This is a genomic window from Streptomyces sp. NPDC127197 (genome assembly GCF_042672405.1).
Taxonomy (GTDB): Bacteria; Actinomycetota; Actinomycetes; order Streptomycetales; family Streptomycetaceae; genus Streptomyces; species Streptomyces flavusporus.
Genome location: NZ_JBHXVG010000006.1, coordinates 262,405 through 284,240 on the forward strand (window position 1 = coordinate 262,405; position 21,836 = coordinate 284,240).

The following is a 21,836-nucleotide window of genomic DNA, read 5'->3' on the forward strand; positions in this document are numbered from 1 at the left end:
CGTGGGTCAGTTGCGCAGACGACCCCTCGTTCGTTAATTCTCGGAGAACTCTTCTACAACCTTCCGCCGCATGCGCCTGTCTGGCTAACGCAGGGATGTGTAGGGGTTCATGAAGAGGAGCTCAGAACGTGACCGTGCGTTCCTTTGCCCGGCGGATGCGACCGCGAGTCGAGCGGAAGGCCGCCGAGAGGGTGTGGCAGCTGCGTACCATGCGGCGGCGCCGCAGGGCAGCGGTCACAGACCCGGTGCTCCGCCCGGTGGCGGTGCGCGGCCAGCAGCTCTACGGACGGGTCGTGACCCGGTTCAGCGCTGCCGATGCGGCCGCCGCCAACCTCGGCCTGGTCGTCGCCGCGCTGGAGCAGGAAGGTATCCCCTACTTCCTCGTGCCGGCCTCCCGTACGCGCCACACGGTCGGCGTGAACGCCGTCGACCGGGAGCGCTTCCTCACCGCCCTCGAGGCGCAGAACGCGGGGAAGGCGGTGTTCATCGGCAGACCGCTGCCCGGCGGAAAGCTCAAGAATCCCGCACTGTTCATGGACGGTGTACTGCCGACCCCACTGCGTACGGCCCCCACGCTGCGGATCGGGGAGAACCACCTCGGCCCCTCCGGCCAGCTGCTCGCCGGGCCGGAGCTCGCCTGCGACGTCGAGTTCTGGGAGGACGGGGCACAGCTCCTCGCCTCCGACGACGGGCCCCGACGACTGACCAGGGTGCAGCCGCAGGCCTCCGAGGACATCTTCGCCGAGTCCCTCATCGCGCCGAGGAACAACGGCATCACCGACGTACTGCCGGCATCCGAGCAGAAGCCTGCTGCGGTGCGGGTCGGCGACCGGGAGCTGCCGAGCTTCGTCCCGCTCACCCTGCCGACCGTGAACGACGTGACCTTCCCCGTCGACGTCGTCTACACGTGGGTGGACGGCGAGGAGCCTCAGATGCGGGTCAAGCGGGCTCGGTACCAGGAGCACGGCATCGCCGACATCCTGGACAAGGAGACCAACGCCTCCCGCTATACCAGCCATGACGAGCTGAAGTACTCGCTGCGCTCGCTCGCGATGTACGCCGACTTCGTCCGGCACATCTACATCGTGACCGACGGCCAGAAGCCGCACTGGCTCGACGACCGGGCCCCGGGGATCACGGTCGTCGACCACCGCGACATCTTCCCGCAGGGTGTCCTGCCGGTGTTCAACTCCCATGCGATCGAGACCCGGCTGCACCACATCCCGGGCCTGTCGGAGCACTATCTGTACTTCAACGACGACGTGTTCGTCGGCCGCCGGGTCACCGCAGAGCACTTCTTCCACGGCAGTGGTCTGATGAAGATCCCGGTGTCCCCGCTCAAGATCGGCGTCGGCAAGCCGCACGCCGAGGAGACGGCCACCAACTCCGCCAGCAAGAACGTCCGTCGGCTGCTGCTGGAGAAGTTCGGGCGGATGACGACGAACAACTTCATGCATACCCCGCTGCCGCAGCAGCGAGGCACGCTGCAGGCGCTCGAGGAGCTGTTCGAGGAGGACGTCCGCCGCACCACGGCGTCCCGCTTCCGCTCGCCGCAGGACATCGCCATGACGGCCCCGCTGCTCTACCAGTACGCGCTGATGACCGGCCGCGGCGTGCCGGGGAAGTACAGCTTCCGGTATGTGAACATCAGCCGCCCGGACGCCGAAGCGCGCCTGCGCGATCTGCGCCGCAACCGCCGCTTCGACTTCTTCTGCCTCAACGACGTCGATGTGCCGCCCGAGGAGCGGGAGCAGGTCGGCGTCCGGATGAACGAGTTCCTGGAGGACTACTTCCCCTTCGCGAGCCCCTTCGAGAAGCAGAAGTAACGGGGGCTGGGGGCATGGACATGGGGGGCATGGACATCCGTCACCGCTTCGGAGCGCTCGGGGGCATGCGGGCCGCCCGGGACTCTCTGGTGCGCCTGAGGCTCTGGCTGTCGGCCCGGCTCTGGGCGCTGCGTGCGGCCCGGGCCCGTCGGCGCCTGCGGGCCGCCGTCCCCGGAGTGCGCCGGCTCACCTTCGGACCGGTGCGGCTGTACGGCCGTACGGTCGCCGGCTACACCGCCGCGGACGCCGTTGAAGCCGATCTCGAGCGGGTGTGCAGCCTGCTGGAGGGGCTCGGCGTCCCGTACTTCCTGGTCCCCGCCGACCATGGGTACGGTGCGTCGCGGCAGGTCATCGGCGTCGAGGAGACATACCGCGGCGCGGTCCTCTCCCGGGCCGCTCAGCGCTTCGCCGGCACCGTCGGGTACGTCGGCGCCGTCGGACCGGACGGCGCCGTGACGAACGCGGCACTGTGGGCCGACGGGAAGCTGCCGCGGGCGCTGAGGCAGGCCGCGGTACTCCGCACCGGCGTGGTGCGCCTGGGCCCGAAAGGACAGGTCCTCACCGGCCTCGAAACGGGCTGCGACCTCGAGTTCTGGCGGCACGGCCGGGACCTCGCCACCGCTGCCCCGGGCACGGATCCCTCCTGGCTCACCGTGCCCGGCAGCCGGTTGCCGGACGTCTTCGGCCCGGCGCTCGTCGCCCCGCGCCGCAACCCGGTCTCGGAGGTGCTCCCGGTGGCGGCGCAGCAGCCGGCCGCGGTGGTGTGCCGCCGCCGCAGCGTGCCGACGTTCGCCCCGTTCGCCGAGCCGGGCATCGACGAGGTGCGCTTCCCCGTTGACGCCGTGTACACCTGGGTCGACGGGGACGACCCGGCGATGGCCGCGAAGCGCCGTGCCCATCAGGACCTCTCCGACAACGTCATCGCCCCGCGCGAGACCGGCGCCTCCCGCTACACCAGCCACGACGAACTGAAGTACGCACTGCGCTCGCTGGAGATGTACGCCGGGTTCGTCCGGCACGTCTACCTCGTGACCGACTCCCAGATCCCCGCCTGGCTGGACCCGGACGCGGAGGGCCTGACCGTGGTCGACCACCGGGACATCCTCCCGGCCGACGCGCTCCCCGTCTTCAACTCGCACGCGATAGAGAGCCGACTGCACCACATCCCTGGCCTGTCGGAGCACTACCTCTACTTCAACGACGACGTCTTCATCAACCGCCCGGTACGGGCCGAGCACTTCTTCCACGGCAACGGCATAGCCCGCATCCCCCTGTCCCCGCTGAAACTCGGCGTCGGCGCCCCGCACCCGCTCGAACCGGCCCCGAACTCCGCCGGCAAGAACGCCCGCGAGGTCATCAGACGCTTCCACGGCAGACACATCATGCACAAATCACTGCACACTCCGCACCCCCAACTGCTGTCGGTCATGCGGGAGATGGAGAGCCTCGGAATCGAGGAACTCGAGCGGACCTCCTACTCGCGCTTCCGCTCCACCACCGACGTAGCCCCGGCGTCCACACTCCACCACCACTGGGCGATCGCAACCGGCCGAGCCGTCCCCGCCGACTACCGCTTCCGCTACGTCCAACTGGGCACACCGGACATGCGCCGACGCCTGGCCCGCCTCGCCGCCGGCGAGGACATCGACTTCTTCTGCCTCAACGACGTGGACACCGCCCCGACGGCCAGGGCGGCCGCCCAGGCCGCCATCCGCACCTTCCTGGAGCGCAAGTACCCGTTCCCGAGCCGCTTCGAAGGGGTGCCTCAGACCACCTCGCACCCGATCGCGCCGCTCACGGCGGGCATCCCGCCGCAGCCGACACGGGAGGAAGCACAGCTTCGCGATTGACGCTGCCCGTATCGCAGCCTGCCGGTCAGAAAATGGATACGAGGCTCGAACTCGTGACGCCCTCTGGGCCGACATGCGACCTGGGACGGGTTGGTAGGGCGGACGTGGATGGTCAGTGCGCTGCAGGGCTCGGAGCCCGGCGCGGGTCATGCCCACACGGGGCCCGGGCTGCGCGAACGTAGGCCCGAGCCCCGGATGCGGGTGTTGTCAGCCCTTGCCGAGGAGCTTGTTCATCTCCTCGATCTCGGCGTTCTGCGTGGTGATGATGTCCTCGGCCACCTTCTTGGCCGGCCCGTACCGGCCTTTCTCCTTCTCCGTGGTGGCCATCTCCACGGCGCCCTCGTGGTGCTCGACCATCATGGTCAGGAACATCGAGTCGAAGCCCTTGCCGGACGCCTTCATCAGCTCGTCCATGTCCTCCTGGTCCATCATCCCGGCCATGCCGGAACCCGAGGAGTGGTCCATGCCGTGGTCCATGCCGGGCATCGGCTCCTGCACCTCCTCGCCCCACGCCTTCAGCCACCCGGACATGGTCTTGATCTCCGGGTCCTGCGCCTTCTCGATGCGCGCGGCGAGGTCCTTGACCTCGCTGGAGGAGGCGCGGCTCTCGGCCATCCGGGCCATCTGAGTGGCCTGCTGGTGGTGCGGAATCATGCCCTGAGCGAAGGACACGTCCTGGTCGTTGTGTGCTTCGGCGGTGACCTCGGTGCTCGCCGAAGCCGAATCCTTGGCTGCGGAACCGGAGCCGGAGCCGGAGTCGGAGCTGCCGTCGTCGCTTCCGCACGCGGCGAGGACGAGAGCGGCGGTGACAGCCGCCGTGCCGAGCGCGGCGCGGCGGATCAGGGAACGGGTGCTGGTCATGCGGGAACTCCTGCGATGTGCGAGAGAGAGTGCGCGAAGGGCGCGGGACATGGCGGAGGGCCGTACGACCGCCGGCCGCCATACGCGCGGCAGCGACGGATACGGCTCGGCCTCGGCCTATATCCGCAGGAGTTGCAGCTCGGCGAGCGATGGAGGCGCTCGACCGCCCTCTGGTTCGGCCGCCATGGACAAGCGGTTGCCCACCAGTTCCTCTGCCTGACCGGTGGGGTCGAGCGCCAGGGCGGGAAGGACCGGGCCCGCGCCCACGGCGCCCGAGGAACATGTCGGATCGGCATGCCCGGCGTGCCCGCGGCCGTCACCGTCGCCATGACAGATGGATTCAGCGCCCAGAACCGCCGGATCCGCATGATGCGCGGCGGCGGAGGAGTGGGAGGAGCCATAGCCGGTCACGGCGGCTGTCCCGCCCGGTGCGAGGCCATGCATGCCGAACAGCCCGACCAGCAGCACGAGCACCAGCAGCGTCGGCCACAACCTCAGTGGCGACGGCGCGCGGCGGAGCTGTGCACGGGCTGTCACAGCCCTCATGCTACGGAAGCCCGCCGACCTTCGCTGACAAGCGGGCAGTCTGCCCGGACAGGCGGCGCGTCCGAGCCGGTTCGCCGACGTCCGGAAACCCCGATTGCAACCAAAACTGCAACGAGAACACGACGACGGCCCCGACCGTCTCCCGGTCGGGGCCATCGTTTCCGCTGATCAGCGGCTGCGGAGGATACGAGATTCGAACTCGTGAGGGGTTGCCCCCAACACGCTTTCCAACTGTGTTGGTGGCCTGCGGTGCGGTGTGCAGGGGCGTTCACCTGCGTTCATGGCCGACTGACCGTCGGTGAGGGGACGACTGCGTGTCCCGCCTGAACGGCTGTGAACTGGGCTGAATGAGACGGGAACTGAGACGGCTCTTCCTCTGACGCAGCGCGCGACCTACCTCCTTCGTGCTGTGGTCTGGGCTGTCGGATAACCGGTTTCACGTGATGCTGGACGGATGCGAGACTCCGTGGCGTGCCTCGACCTGAACTCTCTGAGCTGGATTACCTGCGGGAGATCGAGCGGCTTGCCAGGGCGGTGACCGCTGCGGCGTCCGCCGAGGGCAACCTGTCTTACGCACCAGACCCGGACGATGCCACGCCGCTGCAGCGAGCTGTGAACGCACTCGCACGCGAGATCCGGCACTACCACTTTCCCGGCGACGGCTGTCTGCCCGAGGAGGACCGACCCGCGGTGCGGTTGGCGGGCGTGGTGGTGCTCCGGCCGACTTCTCTGCCTCCGGGCATGGAGGAGACCTACGAGGAGGCGTGTGCCCGCCTCGGTGTCGAAGCCCGCGCCGAGGGCTGGGCACTGTGGAACACCTGGGGCAAGGGCGGGGCAAGGGTCACCATGGTGGTCTCGTCGGTCGATACGACGCTTGGGTTGCTGGCGAACTGGGCGCGAGGCAGGGACGTGTACCCGGTGAGTCCGGTGCCGTCCCAGGTAGCTCAGATCCAACAGGGGTGGGCCGGCCCCATGACGTTCTCACCGTGGGGCGCCGAACGCTTGGGCATCACAGAGCAGTGATCTGTGATGCATGGATGATCCCAAGCCATCAGCTTGGGAAGCTTGGGTGATCCAGGGCCGGTTGCCTGGCTGATCTGCGGTGGAGTGATGTCGGAGTCTGGTTGGCCGCCGGCCTGGTGCCCGGTGTTCCCCGTGGTTCCCCGAACGATCTGGCACGGGTCTGGCACGGACATCTTCGTCCCGAACCACTGGCCGGGAGGGCATTTAGGTCCAGCGGGCCGGCCAGATGGTCACCTGGGTCGCCAGAGGTCTACTGCGGTGGTGGCGGTTGCAGTACTTCGTTGCTGTACGGCCCCGCCACCGACTCGGGCCTCCGGCCGGGGTCAGCTCGGGACCGCCCTGCAAGGCAGCGGACGTCCGTGAATGAGACGGAAACCGAGGTGAACGTGGGCGCTGCCGTCACCTGCCCCCCGGTACTCCCTTGCCGAGGGTGTGTGGCGTTGTCAGTGGCGGCTGTTAGCTTCCTGGGGCGTGGCTGAGGAGAAAACAGGCCGCCCCCCCCATCCAGTTGAACACCAGCTGGAGTTCGGTGACGCGCGTGTAACCACAGCCCGGTCCGCAGGACCGGAACCACTCCCCTTGGAGGAGAAGCTTGATGAGAAGCAGCGTGCTGGGACGCCTGGCCCGGGCCGGAGCCGTCCTCACCACGGCACTGGCTCTGGCAGTGACGGCGGCCCCGTTCACGGGCGCGGCGCAGGCCCATGAGGCAGTGTCGGGAACGCTCAGCTTCAGCGGCGAGCCGGGCGAGTTCGTGTCCGGCGGCCAGTCCCACGAGTACACGGCCGGGGCGGTCGAGATGTTCGACGTCACGGGGCCCACCAGCGAGAGAGCCGTTGGCGTCACGGTTGTCACGCCCGAAGGCAAGCGCTGGTCCCTCCACATGGAGGCTCCCTACGGCCAGAAGCTGATCGAGGGCACCACCTACACCGGCGCCTCGCGCTGGCCCTATGCCCAACCAGAGGACCCGAAGCTGGAGTTCGGAGAGACCGACCGGTGGTGCAGCACCAGCACCGGCTCCTTCACCATCACCCACATCGCCTACGGCCCCCACGGCTACATACGCGAAGTCGACGCCACCTTCGAGCAGTACTGCAACGGCTCCACGCTGCCCGCGCGCGGCGAGGTCCACGCCCGCATGCCCGAGCCGCCCGCCGAGCTCGTCGTCGGCCTGGACCTCAACGAGACGGGCACCATCGACACCCGCACCGGCCAGATCACCGTCGGCGGCACGGTGACCTGCAACAAGCTGGCGTACATCACCCTCAACGGCCACGTCGTCCAAACGCAGAAGCGCGGCACGCCCGTCGGCTACTACGAGAACAAGGCCGTCACCTGCACCCCGGGTGCGCCGGTCCCGTGGTCCGTCTCCTTCGCCAGCGCGGAACCCGGCACCACCTTCCAGCCTGGCACCGCCACCCTGACCGGCATCGGGAGGGCGGACGACCGCGACTACCCGGTGTCCGTGGACACCGGCTTCCAGAACACCGAGGTCACTCTCCTCAAGTCCTGACCCCGACGCGGGCCCGGCACAAGGCCGGGCCCGCCCCGTCGCTACCGCGAAAGCCCCATCTGCCCGACGGCCCCAGCACAGCAACAAGCCCCCCACTCGGGGAGAACCCGCAGGCTGGGGGCTTGATCCGTCAGGTTTGTCTCTTCTTGCCCTGGGTCTTGCTAGGAATCTTGGCGACCTGCGTCTTCGCTGGTCTGGGCGCTCCGCGTCTCCTCCTGAATGGTCGTCATTGGTCGCTGCTGGCTGCCGCTGGTCGGCCTCGGACGGCCCGGAGACGGCCCCGTGTGCGAGCAGGCTTACTCTCCTCGGATGGACGACTCCCCTTGCTTCTGCCTCCTCTGCACCCCGACGGAATGGGGCGGCCCTGTGTGGGAGGAACGCGACAGCCGCATAGCCAAGAATGTCGCGCACTTCGGCTGGCACGTCATGGGCGTGGCCGGCGGTGACGCCCCCGGTGATTGGGGCTACTCCATCGGTCTGTGGCACACACTGCGTAGTCCCGAGGTAAGCGTGTTCGGCCTTCCCTCGCAGACCGCGATGCGCGTGGCGAACGCCGCTGGGGCAGCAATACGGGACGGCAACCCACTCGAGCCCGACCAGCGCCGGGGCGACGTTCTCAACGGCTACGACGTGGCGGTCCGGCCCGTGCATCCCAGCTGGTACCACGACTTCTTCGGCGCAGGCATCGACTTCTACCAGACCCCGCCACTGCCAATCACGCAGCTGTTCTGGCCGGACAAGGCCGGGCGCTTCCCCTGGGAAGAGGGAGCGGACGAGCGCTGCCGCACGAGTCAACCACTGCTCTGGATTCCAAAAGACGAGACCACTGGCCCATGGACCGAAATCACGTGAGGTCGGTGGAGTCTCAATGGGCGACCCAACCCGCTTGAGCAATCTTGAAAACCGTCGTGGCGCGAGTCACCGTGGGTTCAAATCCCACACCCACCGCACAGGTGAACGGCCCCTGACCAGGTAAATCGGTCAGGGGCCGTCGTGCTGGCTGCTGCCCGTGAGTGGCCGCTATTCCCCCCGGTTCCCCGCTGGATCGGGCACGCGAAGGGCACGGGACGTCGACCACTGCTTTAGGAGGGTGGGGCTGCGGGCGACCGTTTGGCTTTTCGAGCTTGCCGACGCTTTCGAGACTTCTCTCCGAGGTTGCCGCTGGCCGTTGCCACTAGTGCGAAGCAGGCGGAGCTCATCCAACTCAGGGGGTCATCATCGATGATCTTGCTCGCGAGCCAGAACAAGACGGTGGATATGATCCACGAGACTGCGAACAGCCTGATCACAGGCCAGCTGGGCCACCATCTACGCACGTTCGGAGCCTATCCGCCACGCATTCATGGACCGGCGGCGGGCGGTGTTCCGAGGCTCCTCGTCAGTTGCGCTGGTATTGAAGGGGCCATTCGTGGGGGTGCAGCGTCGAGCCGAACCCTCATGGGTAGCTGCGAAGTTGCCGTTGCTGCTGGTCATTGTTGGTCGTCTGTGGCCGTCCCTCGACGGCCCGGAGACGGCCCCAGTCCGGCGACTCGACAGCTTTACAGCGGGTTACGTGCACCAGCTGCGGCCTGCGAGTTTCCTTGATCCTGGTGCTACGGGGGGGCACCTGGGGAAAACGGCAGCCAGTGCTCGCGCGGCGGCCTCTCTCGCTTGCCTGACCAGACATCTATCGCTCGCCCCCGGGCCGGTAGCCCGCCGGTGCGCGGATCCGGTCGCTCGCCGGTAACTCAGCGTGGATGCTCGGCCGGACCTCCACGATGGCGTCGGCGTCCTCCTGGTCGCCCTCCTCGTCGCGCCAGAGGTAGACCCGCACGTGCTTCGCCCGGTGTAGGCCGCGCACCTTCCACTCGGTCATCAGGTCGGCGACGACGAGGGAGAGGGCGTACTGGGGGCCCTGGCTCGAATCGTCGGCGGTGATCGTGCCCCGCCACCGTTCCGGGTCGCTGCCGTAGGGGCGCCATCCCTCCGAGCCGTGCGGCTCGAACACCCGGTACACCCAGTCCGTCTCGGTGCCCATAGCACCGATCCTGTCACTGCAAGGAGCACCATGCGCCGCATCGGATCCACCCCCGCCTACAACAACTGCCCCGACGTCTTTGAGCTGGGCGACGGGTCCTTCTTCGTCATCGGCACGGTGCCCGCCGCCGGGCAGGCGCCGACTGCCGAGCAGCTGCGCACGATGGGCGCCTCCATCGGCGCCGACGAGCGGACGGTGATCCCGCCGCGCGACTGCATGCTGCACGCCGTGAAGCAGCTCGTCGCCTAGGGGCTCGTCGGGTAGCTGGTCGCGAGATACGCGAGATATTGGGCCTGAACACCCAGGAGCCCCGTCCCCCCGCCGGTCGCACCCGGCGGACTACGAGGACGAGGCCCTGGCGGTGCTCAGTTCGACCAATCCCTGACGGCGCGGCAGCCCGCCGCGCCCGTTGGCGGTTGCTGCTGGCCCTCTCGGACGGTCCGGAGAACAGCCAGCCCACTTCCAGAGGGCTCCCCTCAACCCCCTCTCACCTGCGACTTCTCCATTGCTAGGCACCCCTGGGGCACACCTGGGGGAAGAGGCCCCGAGAACACCGCTTTAGGAGTTCGCTCGCCACTCGCCCCGACCTGGGTCGACACCAGTTCTCCGCCGCGCCCGTCGCCGGCGTGCTCCGCCTTCGACCGAGTTCATCCGCCATCGTCCGACGCTGTTGATGTCAGGTGGTTATGTCAAGCGGGTGACACAAACCAAATCGACGAGCTGGTCAGGACTGGAGAGCGTGGTCGACAGGACCTCGCCGAAGGTTGCCAAATCGCACCTTGATCCCCTACCTCGCCCGGTGAAGCCGGCCCCTCGAGCACAGGTCGGCGTTCGACCTCTGTGAATCCCAGGCGCCTGGGCACTGCAGACTGCGGACCTTGCCGAGACTGTTGGCAACCCTTCTACGACCTGGCCCCGACCGAGCAGGGCAACCGCGCCTTCCGTGTGGTGGAGAAGTGCGGGCCAGGCTGCGAGGGATGCAGTGCTGACCCGCTTGTTCACTCGTTTGGCAGATACCAAGTGGCACAAAAGGCTTAGTCACCTCAGCCTCATTTATGTGAGGGGATTGGACTGTTCGAGCGAGCAACCAATCCCCTTCGATGCTACCGCTGAAACTCACGGAGGTCCGTCATGTCCACGCTCACCTGGGAACAAGGAGGGGTGATAAACGCCAGCCACTCTGGCGGAGGTTTCGGCGGGCCGTACGCGGCGTATCCCACCGAGACTGTGCACGTCCAAATCGACAAGCTCCCTATTCCCCCTCCCCCTGATGGTTGGACAGTCATTGTCCATGTTGGGCTCGCTCGCCACGAGGCTGAGCATGCAGAGATAGGGATCATGTCCGCAACCAAGGTGGGCCTTGGGCCAGATGTGACGTTCGACCCGTGGGAAACAGCGGCCTACGGCCAAATCCTGGGATTCAAGGTGGGTGCTTACGCCAAGAATGGAGTAATGCGGGGTTGGTGGTTCTGGCAGCTGTGGGAGTGGTGACACCAAACTGTAAATCTGCCGGCTCAGCCTTCCCAGGTTCGAATCCTGGCGCCGCCACTCTAGTGGGAATCGGCCCCTGACCAGTGAGTTTGGTCGGGGGCCGTTCTCGTTGTCGGCTCACGTCAGTACCCGCCGTTCCCCGGTGTGCCCCGCCCGTTCTGGCACGGTCGTGGCACGCTCGGTGACCTTGATCACTGGTTCGCGAGCTCCGAGGGATCGCGCGCGGGAAGTGTGTGCTTGCCCGAGCGGCCTCAGATTTTCCTCAGATCGCCTCATACCTCCCGCCTGGGCCACCGCCGAGCTGCTGACCGACGCCATCCGGTCCGCCGCTGCCGCTGCTCGCGTGGACGGCCCCGTCATCGATGGCCGAACCCATGCTTTCGCCTTCGGCCGTCAGCTCGATGTACGCACCATCCGCTCGGCCGACTTCGACGGCGGCCAGGAGCTGACCGAGCGGGCCGTCGCCGCGTACATCGCCAAGTACGCCACCAAGGGCGCCGAGACCGCCACGGGAGCTCTCGACCGGCCGCTGAAGTTCCTCGCCGAACTCGCCCAGCTCGACATCAGCGACCACGCCCGCCGCATGATCCGCACCGCCTGGACCCTCGGCGCCCGCAAGGACCTCGAACACCTCCGCCTGCGCGCCTGGGCCCACATGCTCGGCTTCCGCGGCCACTTCTCCACCAAGTCCCGCCGCTACTCCACCACCCTCGGCGCCCTCCGCGACGCCCGCGCCGAATGGCGCCGTGCACAGGCCCTGGCAGCGACCGAGACCGATCCGGACACGACCCTCGTCCTCGCGCACTGGGTCTACGCCGGAACCGGCCTCACCGACGCTGAAGCCTGGCTCGCCGAAACCCTCGAACCCGCCCCTGGAACGGAAGGAGAACCAACCCGTGGCTGAGTCCCGATTTGCCGTCACCGTGCTGGAGACAGCCGATCCCTCCTTGGTGCTGCTGACCGTCGAAGAAGCGGCCCGGCGCCTCCGTATCGGGCGCACGATGTGCTTCCGGCTCGTCCTCGCCGGAGAGATCGAGTCGGTGACCGTCGGCCGGCTGCGACGGGTCCCCGCTGATGCCCTCCCCGCCTACGTGGCCAAGCTCCGTCATCGATCCGCCGCAGCGGCCTGAGGGGGACGGGATGGCAGAGAGGAAGCGCACTCGCCAGCCCAACGGGGCCTCGTCCATCTACTTCGGCAAGGACGGGAAATGGCACGGCCGGGTGACGGTCGGCGTCCGCGACGACGGCAGGCCCGACCGCCGTCACATCGAGCGGAAGACCAAGGCCGAGGTGACCAAGGCAGTCCGCGAGATGGAGCGGGCGCGAGACGAGAAGAAGCTCAGGAAGCCGGGGCAGAGCTGGACGCTCCAGGCTTGGCTCGAGCACTGGGTCGAGAACATCGCCAAGCCGTACGTCTCCGAGAACACATACGACGGGTACGAGGTCGACGTACGCGTGCACCTGGTGCCCGGCCTGGGCGCCCACAAGCTCGACCGCCTGGAGCCCGAGCACCTGGAACGCTTCTACCGGAAGATGCAGGACTCCGGTAGTTCCGCCGGCACCGCCCACCACGTCCACCGGACGATCCGGGTCTCCCTCGGTGAGGCGGTACGGCGCGGGCACGTCCCGACCAACGTGGCGGAGATCGCCAAGGCTCCGCGGCTCGAAGAGGAGGACATCGAGCCGTACACGATCGAAGAGGTTCAGAGCCTGCTCGTGGAAGCGGCCAAGCTCCGCAACAGCGCGCGGTGGGTCGTCGCCCTAGCCCTCGGGCTGCGGCAGGGTGAAGCGCTCGGGCTGCACTGGGAGGACGTCGACCTCGACGCGGGGTACGTCCGCATCCGTAAGAACCGGCTGCGCCCCAAGTACGCGCACGGCTGCGGTGCCGATCCGTGTGGGCGGAAGGCGGGGTACTGCCCGAAGCGACAGCAGACTCGCCGCGAGCACAAGTCCACCAAGTCCCGAGCCGGACGGCGCACCATCGGCCTGCCCGATCCGCTGATCAAGATTCTGCGCCAGCACCAGGAGGCCCAGGAGCGCGAGCGGATCGCGGCCGGTGCCGACTGGGAGGGCAAGGGGTACGTCTTCGCCTCACCGACCGGCGGGGCGCTGAGCCCGAACACCGACTTCCACGTCTGAAAGCGGCTGCTTCGGGACGCCGGCGTCCGGGACGGTCGTCTCCATGACGCTCGCCACACCGCCGCGACCGTGCTTCTGATCCTCGGCGTGCCGGACGTCGTGATCGACTCGATCATGGGTTGGGAGCCCGGGGGAGCGGCGCGGATGCGCGCCCGCTACATGCATGTGACGGGGACCATGCTCCGCAAGGTCGCCCAGCAAGTCGGGGACGCTCTCTGGGAGCCACCCGGAGCGGGCCGAAAAGCCGACTGAGACGGAAACTGAGACGGACGAACGCCAGAGGGCCGGACCACTTTCGTGGTCCGGCCCTCTGGGCTGGCGGAGGATACGAGATTCGAACTCGTGAGGGGTTGCCCCCAACACGCTTTCCAAGCGTGCGCCCTAGGCCTCTAGGCGAATCCTCCGCCGGAAACATTACATGACCGAGAGGAGTGCTCGCGAACTCGTTCCCGCACCTCAGCATCAGGTAGGCTGTGCGAAGCCCCTCACGCGGCGCTATCTGACTGAACTCCCCCAGGGCCGGAAGGCAGCAAGGGTAGGTTGGCTCTGGCGGGTGCGTGGGGGGCGCTTGCGTTGCCGGGGCGGGGGGCTCGCGGTTTCCTGGGCGGGGCCTGTTGTCAGTGGGCGCCTATAACCTCGTATGCGTGTCGTCTCTCGCGCTGTACCGCCGCTATCGCCCGGAGTCGTTCGCCGAGGTCATCGGGCAGGAGCATGTCACTGACCCGCTGCAGCAGGCGCTGCGGAACAACCGGGTCAATCACGCGTACCTGTTCAGCGGTCCGCGTGGGTGCGGCAAGACGACGAGCGCGCGGATCCTGGCGCGGTGTCTGAACTGTGAGCAAGGTCCTACGCCGACCCCGTGCGGGGAGTGCCAGTCGTGCCGGGATCTCGCGCGGACCGGGCCGGGGTCCATCGACGTCATCGAGATCGACGCCGCCTCGCACGGTGGTGTCGATGATGCCCGTGAGCTGCGGGAAAAGGCCTTCTTCGGACCCGCGAGCAGCCGGTACAAGATCTACATCATCGACGAGGCCCACATGGTCACGTCGGCCGGCTTCAACGCGCTGCTCAAGGTCGTCGAGGAGCCGCCGGAGCATCTGAAGTTCATCTTCGCGACCACCGAACCCGAGAAGGTCATCGGCACGATCCGGTCGCGGACCCATCACTATCCGTTCCGGCTCGTGCCACCCGGCACCCTTCGGGACTACCTCGCCGAGGTGTGTCAGAAGGAGGACATCCCCGTCGAGGACGGCGTGCTGCCGCTGGTGGTGCGTGCCGGTGCCGGGTCCGTGCGTGACTCCATGTCCGTCATGGACCAGCTGCTCGCGGGCGCCGGGGCGGGCGGTGTGACGTATGCCATGGCCACCTCGCTGCTGGGCTACACGGACGGGTCACTGCTCGACTCCGTCGTCGAGGCCTTCGCCACCGGGGACGGGGCCGCCGCCTTCGAGGTCGTGGACCGGATCATCGAGGGAGGCAATGATCCGCGGCGGTTCGTCGCCGACCTGCTGGAGCGGCTGCGGGACCTGGTGATTATCGCCGCCGTGCCGGACGCGGTGGAGAAGGGGCTCATCGACGCTCCGGCCGACGTGCTGGAGCGGATGCAGGCCCAGGCAGGCACCTTCGGCCCCGCCGAGCTGAGCCGAGCAGCCGACATCGTCAACGAAGGGCTGACCGAGATGCGGGGAGCGACCTCCCCGCGCCTCCAGCTCGAGCTGATCTGCGCGCGTGTGCTGCTGCCGGCCGCTTACGGGGACGAGCGGTCCATGATGGCCCGTCTTGATCGGCTGGAGCGCGGGGTGAACTTCTCGACGGGTGCCGGGGCGCCCGCCATGGAGTACGTGCCCGGGCCCGAGGTGCACGGGGGAGCGGCTGCGGGTGCGGCGATTCCGCCGGGCGGTGGCGTGGCTGCGGCTCGGGCCGCCGTACGGGGGGCCGGCGGCGGCTCTGGCGCGCCGAGTACCCCGGATACGGCGGCTGGTCCCCCGCTCGGTGGTCCCCAGCAGAGCGGAGCACCGGGAGGCCCGGGCGGGCCCGGGGAACGGCGCGTGGCCGCCGCTCAGGGCGCGCCGGGTGGTCAGGACCTGCCCGCTGGGCCCGCTCCTGCCGTGGGCGAGCCTGCCCAACCTCCGGCTCCCGCACCAGCAGCCTCCGCACCCGGAGCCTGGCCCACCGCGACCGCCGCGGGTAGTGGCCGACGGCCCGGCGGCTGGCCCACCGCGGCCCCCGCGGGCGGCGGCGGCCGACCCGCGACGCCGCCCGGCGCCTCCCCGTCCGCGTCGCCGACGCCTGCCACGCCCGCCACGCCTTCCGCCCCGCCGGCCGCCTCACCGGCCCTGAGCGGCGGCATCGACCCGCGCGCGCTCTGGCCCAACATCCTGGAGGCAGTCAAGAACCGCCGCCGCTTCACCTGGATCCTGCTCAGCCAGAACGCCCAGGTCGTCGGCTTCGACGGCACCACCCTCCAGCTCGGTTTCGTCAACGCCGGCGCCCGGGACAACTTCGCGAGCAGCGGCAGCGAGGACGTGCTGCGCCAGGCGCTGGGCGAGCAGTTCAACGTCAACTGGAAGATCGAGGCGATCGTCGACCCGTCGGGCGGCTCAGGCACGCCGCCGGCCGGGGGCTTCAACGCCGGCGGGGGCTACGGCGGCGGTGCGACGGGCGGTCACAACAGCGCCGGTGCCGCCGGTGGTTACGGCAGCGGCAGCGGCGCTGCCACCGGTGCGTACGGCAGCGGTACGGCGGCCGCTCCGCAGCGCCCCGCACCCGCACAGGCCGCCACGTCCCCTGCACCGCCCCCGGCGATCCCGGCACCCGCTCCCGTCCCCTCGCCGCCCTCCGCCCCGGAGCCGCCGCCCTCCGCCCCCGTCGCCCCCGAGGACGACATCCCCGAGGACGACGACCCCGACCTCGACGAGTCGGCCCTCTCCGGCCAGGAACTGATCGTGCGGGAACTGGGCGCGACGGTGGTGGAGGAGCTCTCGAACGAGTAGCGCAGGACCCCTTCCAGCAGGACCTCGTTCGAGCACGACTTCCTTCGAGCAGGCCTTCCTTCGAGTCAGCACAAGCCCTCCTTGGAGGAACCCACAAGCCGCCTCCCCCCACCCCTTCGGAAGCCCGCACAAGGACACCCCGCCGCCTGCCGTTAGGCTGACCCCGTGAAGGTCCTCGTCATCGGCAGCGGCGCCCGCGAACACGCCCTGTGCCGCTCCCTGTCCCTCGACCCCGCCGTCACCGCGCTGCACTGCGCCCCCGGCAACGCCGGCATCGCCAAGGTCGCCGAGCTGCACCCGGTCGACGCCCTGGACGGCGCGGCCGTATCCGCGCTGGCCGCACAGCTCGACGTCGGGCTGGTGGTCGTAGGCCCGGAGGCCCCGCTTGTCGCGGGGGTCGCCGATGCCGTGCGCGAGGCGGGTATCCCGGTGTTCGGCCCATCCAGGGAGGCCGCGCAGCTGGAGGGCTCCAAGGCCTTCGCCAAGGACGTCATGGCCGCGGCCGGGGTTCCCACCGCCCGCTCGTATGTCTGTACGACGGAGGCCGAGGTCGACGAGGCGCTCGACGCGTTCGGCCCGCCGTACGTGGTCAAGGACGACGGTCTGGCCGCCGGCAAGGGCGTCGTCGTGACCGGTGACCTCGACGTGGCGAAGGCGCACGCGAACGCCTGTGAGCGCGTCGTCATCGAGGAGTTCCTCGACGGCCCTGAGGTCTCCCTCTTCGCGGTCACCGACGGCGAGACGGTCGTCCCCCTCCAGCCCGCCCAGGACTTCAAGCGCGCGCTGGACCACGACGAGGGCCCGAACACCGGCGGCATGGGCGCGTACTCCCCGCTGCCGTGGGCGGACCCGAAGCTGGTCGACGAGGTCATGGAGACCGTCCTGCAGCCGACGGTCGACGAGATGCGGCGTCGCGGCACGCCGTTCTCCGGCCTCCTCTACGCCGGGCTGGCGATCACTTCCCGCGGTGTCCGCGTGATCGAGTTCAACGCCCGTTTCGGTGACCCCGAGACCCAGGTGGTGCTGGCCCGTCTGCAGACCCCGCTGGCCGGCGTCCTGCTGGCCGCCGCGAACGGCACCCTCGCCGACCTGGAACCCCTGCGCTGGAGCGACGACGCGGCCGTCACGGTCGTCGTCGCCTCCCACAACTACCCCGGCACCCCGCGCACCGGCGACCCGATCACCGGTCTCGACGAGGTGGCCGCGTACGACGCCCCGCACGCATACGTCCTGCACGCGGGTACCAAGCGCGACGGCGATTCCGTCGTCAGCGCGGGTGGTCGTGTCCTGTCCGTCACCGCGACGGGCGGTGACCTCACCGAGGCGCGGGAGCGGGCCTACCTGGCGGTCTCCCGCATCCGTCTGGACGGCTCCCAGCACCGTACGGACATCGCGGCGAAGGCGGCGGGCGCATAGCCCCACTACCCGTACGATCCACCGCCTGACCAGGCACTTCACAGGCCCCGGATGCCTCCCGCAGCCGGGGCCTGATCCTTGCCCTCCGTCATTCACCTCTCCCCAGAGCCATTCCATCGAGTGACCGATGTCCTATCCGGCTGACGAGGGACGAGGCCCCAACTAGGGTGCGGCGCAAGCGTTCCGGCACTTGGCCCATCGACATTGCGATGTCAGTGGTGGGTGCCACAGTGGGGGAGTGAGCAACGCCAGGACAGCCAGGACGGGAGGGGGTGAGGTCCGGTCGTGACCGGTATGGGTGTGGAGACGGGGGCGCAGGCCGCGCGCTCCCGGGCGCTGGCCGTGCTGCGGATCCGCAGCCGGGCGCTGGCCGTCGCCGTGCTGCCCGGGGCGGTCGCCGTGGTCCTGCTCGCGGGCGGATCCACCGGCCATCTCGTCGGCCCCGGCTGGGACGTCGCCCGGTGGGCGGTGAGCGCGGTCGCGCTCCTCGTCCTGCTGGCCGCGGGCGGTTTCGCGATGCTCGTCGCCCGGGCGCGGCCCGCGGTGAGCCCGACGGTGCCGATCGCCGAGGAGGCGGCCCCCGATCTGTACCGGTTGGTGCGCGACCTCGCCGACCGTCTCGACGTCCCCGCCCCGTCCGCGATAGCGCTCACCCCGGACTGCGACAGCTGGCTGGAGGACCGCACCCATCCGGCCCACGGTCCCCCGCACGCGCTCGGGGACACCGACGGGAGGTCGAGCACCGAACGGCACGCCCAACGCCGTACGGACGCCGCCCCCGTCCTCGTCATCGGCTCTCCGTTCCTGTGGTGGATGCGCGTCGGGGAGCTGCGCGCGGTCCTGGCCCCGGTCGTCGCCGGTACGGGGCCTTCCGCGCACCCCGACATAGCCGCGGCCCGGCGCTTCGTCCGGGGCCTGGACGCGGCGGTGGCCGTCGTCTCGACGCCGGGCCGTGGTCCCGTGGTCCGGACGGTGTGCGCGGGCCTCGGCTGGGTGGCCCGCCTGCTGCTGCGCGGCTGCCAGGAGCACACGGCCCAGATGGAACGCGGGGTCGCCGCCGCGGCCGCCGAGCGTGCACAGGCTGTGGATTACGGACTGCGGATCGTCGCGCAGGAACAGGTCGGGCTGGCGTACGCCGGTTGGGACCGCCTGCTCACCCGGGTCGCGCTGCCCGCCTGGCGGATGGGCCGCTGGCCCTCCCGGCTGGACGCGGGCGTCGTCGCGGCCCTCACTGAACTGTCCCGACGTGACCGCCTGGCCGAGGGCTTCGCCTCCCGACTGGGTGAGCGTCCCGCCTGCGACCTGCTCGAAGAGCCCGGCGCGATCGACGAGGCCGCTTCGCTGCTCGCCGCCCGCCTCTTCCACGGCGGGCCGGCCGAATCCGGTCCCGCCTGGTCGCCGGTGGACTGGCAGGAGTACCCGGACGAGGTCGTAGACCGCAAGTGGCGCACGGACGCGGCCCGCCTCCACCGCGTCCTGGACACCCTCGGAGTCCGCCGAGTCACCCGCGGCTCGGACAGCGGCCCAACCCTGGCCCGCGTCCTCGACCACCTCACAAACCCACCCCCACCCGGCCCAACGGCACCGGAACCCCTGATGCGGGTCCCGGACCGATCAACCGGGGCATCGGGTGTGCCGACGGGGGCCTCGGGCCGGTCGGCCGATGCATCGGGCAAGTCGGCCGAGGGATCGGTCTCCTCGGCCGGGGCATCGGGTGTGCCGACGGGGACCTCTGCCCGCCCGACCGACGCATCGGACCAGCCAACTGGCATACCGGACCAGCCAGCTGGAACATCGGCCCGCCCGGCCGAGGCCCCGGCCCGCCCGGCCGAAGCACCGGACCAAAGGACCCGCCCCTCGGCTCACCCGGCCCCCACCACCCACCCACCCCAGGCGCCGGGCGCCCCCGCCCCCACCAACGCCCCCACCACCAAGCCCCCCAGCCCCCCGACCCCCCAACCGCTCACCCACGAGCCCTCAGAGCCCCTGCCCATAGCCGACCCCCCACCCCCACCCCCCCGCTGCGCCGCCCTGGCCGCCGGGCTCAGTGCGGAGCTGGCGCGGGAGGAAGCCTCTGGTCTCACCCCCCAGGCAGGCCCACCGGCCGCCGCCCTCGACATCCCCCTCTGGGACGGCGGAACGCTCCCCCTCTTCCCGCTCCAACCCTCACGCACCCCCCGCGAACTGCTCGCCGACCACGTCACCGCGATGGTGTGCTGCGCCGCGATGGACACCGCCGGCGCGACCCCCGGCCTCGACTGGCTCGACGGCCCGTCCCTCCTGGTCAACGGCGAGCGCGCAGCCGATCTGACCCCCAAGGTGCTGAGCCTCATAGAGGACGGCGACCCGGCGCCCCTGCGGGCCTGGCTGGCCGAGGTCGGGATACGCCCGGAGAAGCCGGTACGGCTCGTCTGAGCCCCGGCGTGGAGCCCCCCGGCGCGGAGCCCGATATGGAGCCCCCGCTTCCGTTTTCGGTCAATTCAAAACGAACCGTGACGGACTCGGTGCGGAATGTGATGTGCTGGGTAGTGAACGCGCACATGGCAAGAGCGCTCGACATAGAACAAAACGGGGCCCGAGGGAGGGAAGCGACCATGGGGTCGGAGCAGATCCGCCGCTGGGAGTCGGGAGCACTGGCACACGCCGTGACGGATCCCTTCGGCCAGGGCCCGGTCCCCTGGCTGCGCGGCAGCGAGACGTACTTCGACGACACCGGCCACGTCGTCCCCTGGTACGTGGACCCGGCCCCCGGACGGCAGCCCCCGCCCACCGCAACCGGCGGCCCCCGCGTCCCCGCCCCCCGTTCCGCCGGCGGCCCCCGCTCCGCGGACGACGTCCACCGCCAGATCAAGGGCTTCACGTCCACCGGCGCGGTCGCCCCCGGCGAGGCCGTCGACTTCCACGTCACCGTCGACCCGCCCCAGGAGTTCGCCGTAGACATCTACCGCATCGGCCACTACGGCGGTGACGGTGCAGCCAAGATCACCACCAGCCCCCGGCTGTCAGGCATCGTGCAGCCCCCGCCGCTCACCGCAGACCGCACGGTCTCCTGCCACCACTGGTGGCTGTCCTGGCGGCTCCAGATCCCGTCGTACTGGAGCGTCGGCGCCTACGTCGCCGTCCTGACCACCGCCGACGGCTACCGCTCCCACGTCCCCTTCACGGTCCGCCACCACCACCCGGCCGACCTGCTCCTGCTGCTCCCGGACATCACCTGGCAGGCGTACAACCTCTACCCGGAGGACGGCCGCACGGGTGCGAGCCTCTACCACGCCTGGGACGAGCACGGCCGGCTGCTCGGCGAGGCCGACGCCGCGACCACCGTCTCCTTCGACCGGCCGTACGCGGGCGCGGGCCTGCCCCTCCATGTGGGCCACGCCTACGACTTCATCCGCTGGGCCGAGCGCTACGGCTACGACCTCGCGTACGCCGACGCCCGCGACCTGCACGCCGGCCGCGTCGACCCCACCCGCTACCGAGGCCTGGTCTTCCCGGGCCACGACGAGTACTGGTCAACGAGCATGCGCCGCACCGTGGAGCTCGCCCGGGAGTACGGCACGTCCCTGGTCTTCCTCTCCTCCAACAGCATGTACTGGCAGGTGGAGCTCGGCCCGGCACCGTCCGGCACCCCGGACCGTCTCCTCACCTGCCGCAAGCGCAAGGGGCCGGGCAGGCCGGTGCTGTGGCGTGAAGTGGACCGCCCGGAGCAGCAGTTGATCGGCATCCAGTACGCGGGCCGCGTCCCCGAGCCGCACCCCCTGATCGTGCGCAACGCCGACCACTGGCTGTGGGAGGCGACCGGCGCGCACGAGGGCGACGAGATCGAGGGCCTGGTCGCGGGGGAGGCCGACCGCTACTTCCCGCGCGCCCCGCTCCCCGACCACGACGAGCGTGTCCTGCTCGCGCACTCCCCCTACACCGACAGCGAGGGTGTGCTCCGCCACCAGGAGACGTCCCTCTACCGCGCCCCTTCCGGGGCTCTCGTCTTCGCGGCCGGGACGTTCGCCTGGTCCCCCGCCCTGGACCGCCCCGGCCACGTGGACGCCCGTATCCAACGGGCCACGGCCAACCTCCTGGACCGCATCTGCAAACGTGACTGACCTGACCCGCTGTCCACGCTCGTCCCGGCATACGGGAGAATCGACCCATTGGACAGAACCACGG

The 21,836-nt window shown here is 69.8% G+C and carries 15 protein-coding genes, 1 tRNA gene, 1 other RNA gene and 2 pseudogenes; 15 read left to right on the forward strand and 4 right to left on the reverse strand.

Going from position 1 to position 21,836, the window contains the following annotated elements; genetic code table 11:
* The first annotated feature begins 128 nt into the window (after positions 1-128).
* On the forward strand, positions 129-1,826 hold the full coding sequence (locus ACFVJQ_RS12620) for a stealth family protein (RefSeq protein ID WP_385783225.1): 1,698 nt from the start codon (positions 129-131) through the stop codon (positions 1,824-1,826).
* Positions 1,827-1,855: 29 nt separating this feature from the next.
* Positions 1,856-3,676 (forward strand): stealth conserved region 3 domain-containing protein, encoded by a 1,821-nt coding sequence (locus tag ACFVJQ_RS12625; RefSeq protein ID WP_385783228.1) that lies wholly within the window; start codon positions 1,856-1,858, stop codon positions 3,674-3,676.
* Between the two features lie 207 nt (positions 3,677-3,883).
* Here ACFVJQ_RS12625 and ACFVJQ_RS12630 read toward each other — a convergent pair whose 3' ends face one another.
* Both ACFVJQ_RS12630 and ACFVJQ_RS12635 read right to left on the reverse strand, forming a co-directional pair.
* Positions 3,884-4,537, reverse strand: a complete 654-nt coding sequence (locus ACFVJQ_RS12630) for a DUF305 domain-containing protein (protein ID WP_385783231.1) — start codon at positions 4,535-4,537, stop codon at positions 3,884-3,886.
* Positions 4,538-4,654: 117 nt separating this feature from the next.
* Entirely contained in the window at positions 4,655-5,074 is a 420-nt protein-coding gene (locus ACFVJQ_RS12635) for a DUF6153 family protein (RefSeq protein WP_385783234.1), read from the reverse strand.
* Between the two features lie 480 nt (positions 5,075-5,554).
* Between ACFVJQ_RS12635 and ACFVJQ_RS12640 the strand changes: the two genes are divergently transcribed.
* The 3 genes from ACFVJQ_RS12640 (at position 5,555) to ACFVJQ_RS12650 (ending at position 8,468) form a co-directional block, all read left to right on the forward strand.
* A complete protein-coding gene (locus ACFVJQ_RS12640; RefSeq protein ID WP_385783237.1) occupies positions 5,555-6,106 on the forward strand; it encodes a hypothetical protein in 552 nt (183 codons plus the stop codon).
* 595 nt (positions 6,107-6,701) lie between these two features.
* Positions 6,702-7,616 (forward strand): hypothetical protein, encoded by a 915-nt coding sequence (locus tag ACFVJQ_RS12645; RefSeq protein ID WP_385783240.1) that lies wholly within the window; start codon positions 6,702-6,704, stop codon positions 7,614-7,616.
* 309 nt (positions 7,617-7,925) lie between these two features.
* Positions 7,926-8,468 (forward strand): DUF4262 domain-containing protein, encoded by a 543-nt coding sequence (locus ACFVJQ_RS12650; RefSeq protein WP_385783242.1) that lies wholly within the window; start codon positions 7,926-7,928, stop codon positions 8,466-8,468.
* 814 nt (positions 8,469-9,282) lie between these two features.
* Here the strand turns inward: ACFVJQ_RS12650 and ACFVJQ_RS12655 are convergent.
* Positions 9,283-9,633 (reverse strand): hypothetical protein, encoded by a 351-nt coding sequence (locus ACFVJQ_RS12655; RefSeq protein ID WP_385510613.1) that lies wholly within the window; start codon positions 9,631-9,633, stop codon positions 9,283-9,285.
* A gap of 30 nt (positions 9,634-9,663) precedes the next feature.
* Between ACFVJQ_RS12655 and ACFVJQ_RS12660 the strand changes: the two genes are divergently transcribed.
* The 5 genes and pseudogenes from ACFVJQ_RS12660 (at position 9,664) to ACFVJQ_RS12680 (ending at position 13,515) form a co-directional block, all read left to right on the forward strand.
* On the forward strand, positions 9,664-9,882 hold the full coding sequence (locus ACFVJQ_RS12660; RefSeq protein WP_385510614.1) for a hypothetical protein: 219 nt from the start codon (positions 9,664-9,666) through the stop codon (positions 9,880-9,882).
* 882 nt (positions 9,883-10,764) lie between these two features.
* The gene (locus ACFVJQ_RS12665; protein ID WP_385783246.1) at positions 10,765-11,124 is read left to right on the forward strand and encodes a hypothetical protein; all 360 of its coding nucleotides are present in this window, start codon (positions 10,765-10,767) and stop codon (positions 11,122-11,124) included.
* A 277-nt stretch (positions 11,125-11,401) separates the two neighbouring features.
* A pseudogene (locus tag ACFVJQ_RS12670) lies at positions 11,402-12,028 on the forward strand (replication initiator); the annotation flags it as partial.
* Positions 12,021-12,254, forward strand: coding sequence for an excisionase family DNA-binding protein (locus tag ACFVJQ_RS12675; protein ID WP_385510617.1), 234 nt, complete (start codon positions 12,021-12,023; stop codon positions 12,252-12,254). The pseudogene ACFVJQ_RS12670 and the gene ACFVJQ_RS12675, both read left to right, overlap by 8 nt.
* A gap of 10 nt (positions 12,255-12,264) precedes the next feature.
* A pseudogene (locus ACFVJQ_RS12680) lies at positions 12,265-13,515 on the forward strand (tyrosine-type recombinase/integrase).
* Between the two features lie 64 nt (positions 13,516-13,579).
* Here ACFVJQ_RS12680 and ACFVJQ_RS12685 read toward each other — a convergent pair.
* Positions 13,580-13,667, reverse strand: a tRNA-Ser gene (locus ACFVJQ_RS12685).
* Between the two features lie 72 nt (positions 13,668-13,739).
* Here ACFVJQ_RS12685 and ffs point away from each other — a divergent pair.
* From ffs to ACFVJQ_RS12710, 5 genes are all read left to right on the forward strand, one after another.
* Positions 13,740-13,838: signal recognition particle sRNA small type (gene ffs / locus ACFVJQ_RS12690), an RNA gene on the forward strand.
* Between the two features lie 69 nt (positions 13,839-13,907).
* Positions 13,908-16,256: a DNA polymerase III subunit gamma and tau gene (locus ACFVJQ_RS12695; protein ID WP_385783249.1), complete on the forward strand. Its 2,349-nt coding sequence runs from the start codon at positions 13,908-13,910 to the stop codon at positions 16,254-16,256.
* 165 nt (positions 16,257-16,421) lie between these two features.
* The gene (gene purD / locus ACFVJQ_RS12700) at positions 16,422-17,672 is read left to right on the forward strand and encodes a phosphoribosylamine--glycine ligase (protein ID WP_385783252.1); all 1,251 of its coding nucleotides are present in this window, start codon (positions 16,422-16,424) and stop codon (positions 17,670-17,672) included.
* Positions 17,673-17,957: 285 nt separating this feature from the next.
* The gene (locus tag ACFVJQ_RS12705) at positions 17,958-20,087 is read left to right on the forward strand and encodes a hypothetical protein (protein ID WP_385783254.1); all 2,130 of its coding nucleotides are present in this window, start codon (positions 17,958-17,960) and stop codon (positions 20,085-20,087) included.
* Positions 20,088-20,266: 179 nt separating this feature from the next.
* Complete coding sequence (locus ACFVJQ_RS12710) at positions 20,267-21,772, forward strand: N,N-dimethylformamidase beta subunit family domain-containing protein (RefSeq protein WP_385783257.1); 1,506 nt, start codon at positions 20,267-20,269, stop codon at positions 21,770-21,772.
* The last annotated feature ends 64 nt before the right edge of the window (positions 21,773-21,836 follow it).

Coding starts and splice junctions, on each gene's coding strand:
- ACFVJQ_RS12650 (WP_385783242.1), top strand. CDS start 7,926: ATGGACGACTCCCCTTGCTTCTGCCTCCTCTGCACCCCGACGGAATGG.
- ACFVJQ_RS12660 (WP_385510614.1), top strand. CDS start 9,664: ATGCGCCGCATCGGATCCACCCCCGCCTACAACAACTGCCCCGACGTC.
- ACFVJQ_RS12665 (WP_385783246.1), top strand. CDS start 10,765: ATGTCCACGCTCACCTGGGAACAAGGAGGGGTGATAAACGCCAGCCAC.
- ACFVJQ_RS12645 (WP_385783240.1), top strand. CDS start 6,702: ATGAGAAGCAGCGTGCTGGGACGCCTGGCCCGGGCCGGAGCCGTCCTC.
- ACFVJQ_RS12655 (WP_385510613.1), bottom strand. CDS start 9,633: ATGGGCACCGAGACGGACTGGGTGTACCGGGTGTTCGAGCCGCACGGC.
- ACFVJQ_RS12710 (WP_385783257.1), top strand. CDS start 20,267: ATGGGGTCGGAGCAGATCCGCCGCTGGGAGTCGGGAGCACTGGCACAC.
- ACFVJQ_RS12625 (WP_385783228.1), top strand. CDS start 1,856: ATGGACATCCGTCACCGCTTCGGAGCGCTCGGGGGCATGCGGGCCGCC.
- ACFVJQ_RS12630 (WP_385783231.1), bottom strand. CDS start 4,537: ATGACCAGCACCCGTTCCCTGATCCGCCGCGCCGCGCTCGGCACGGCG.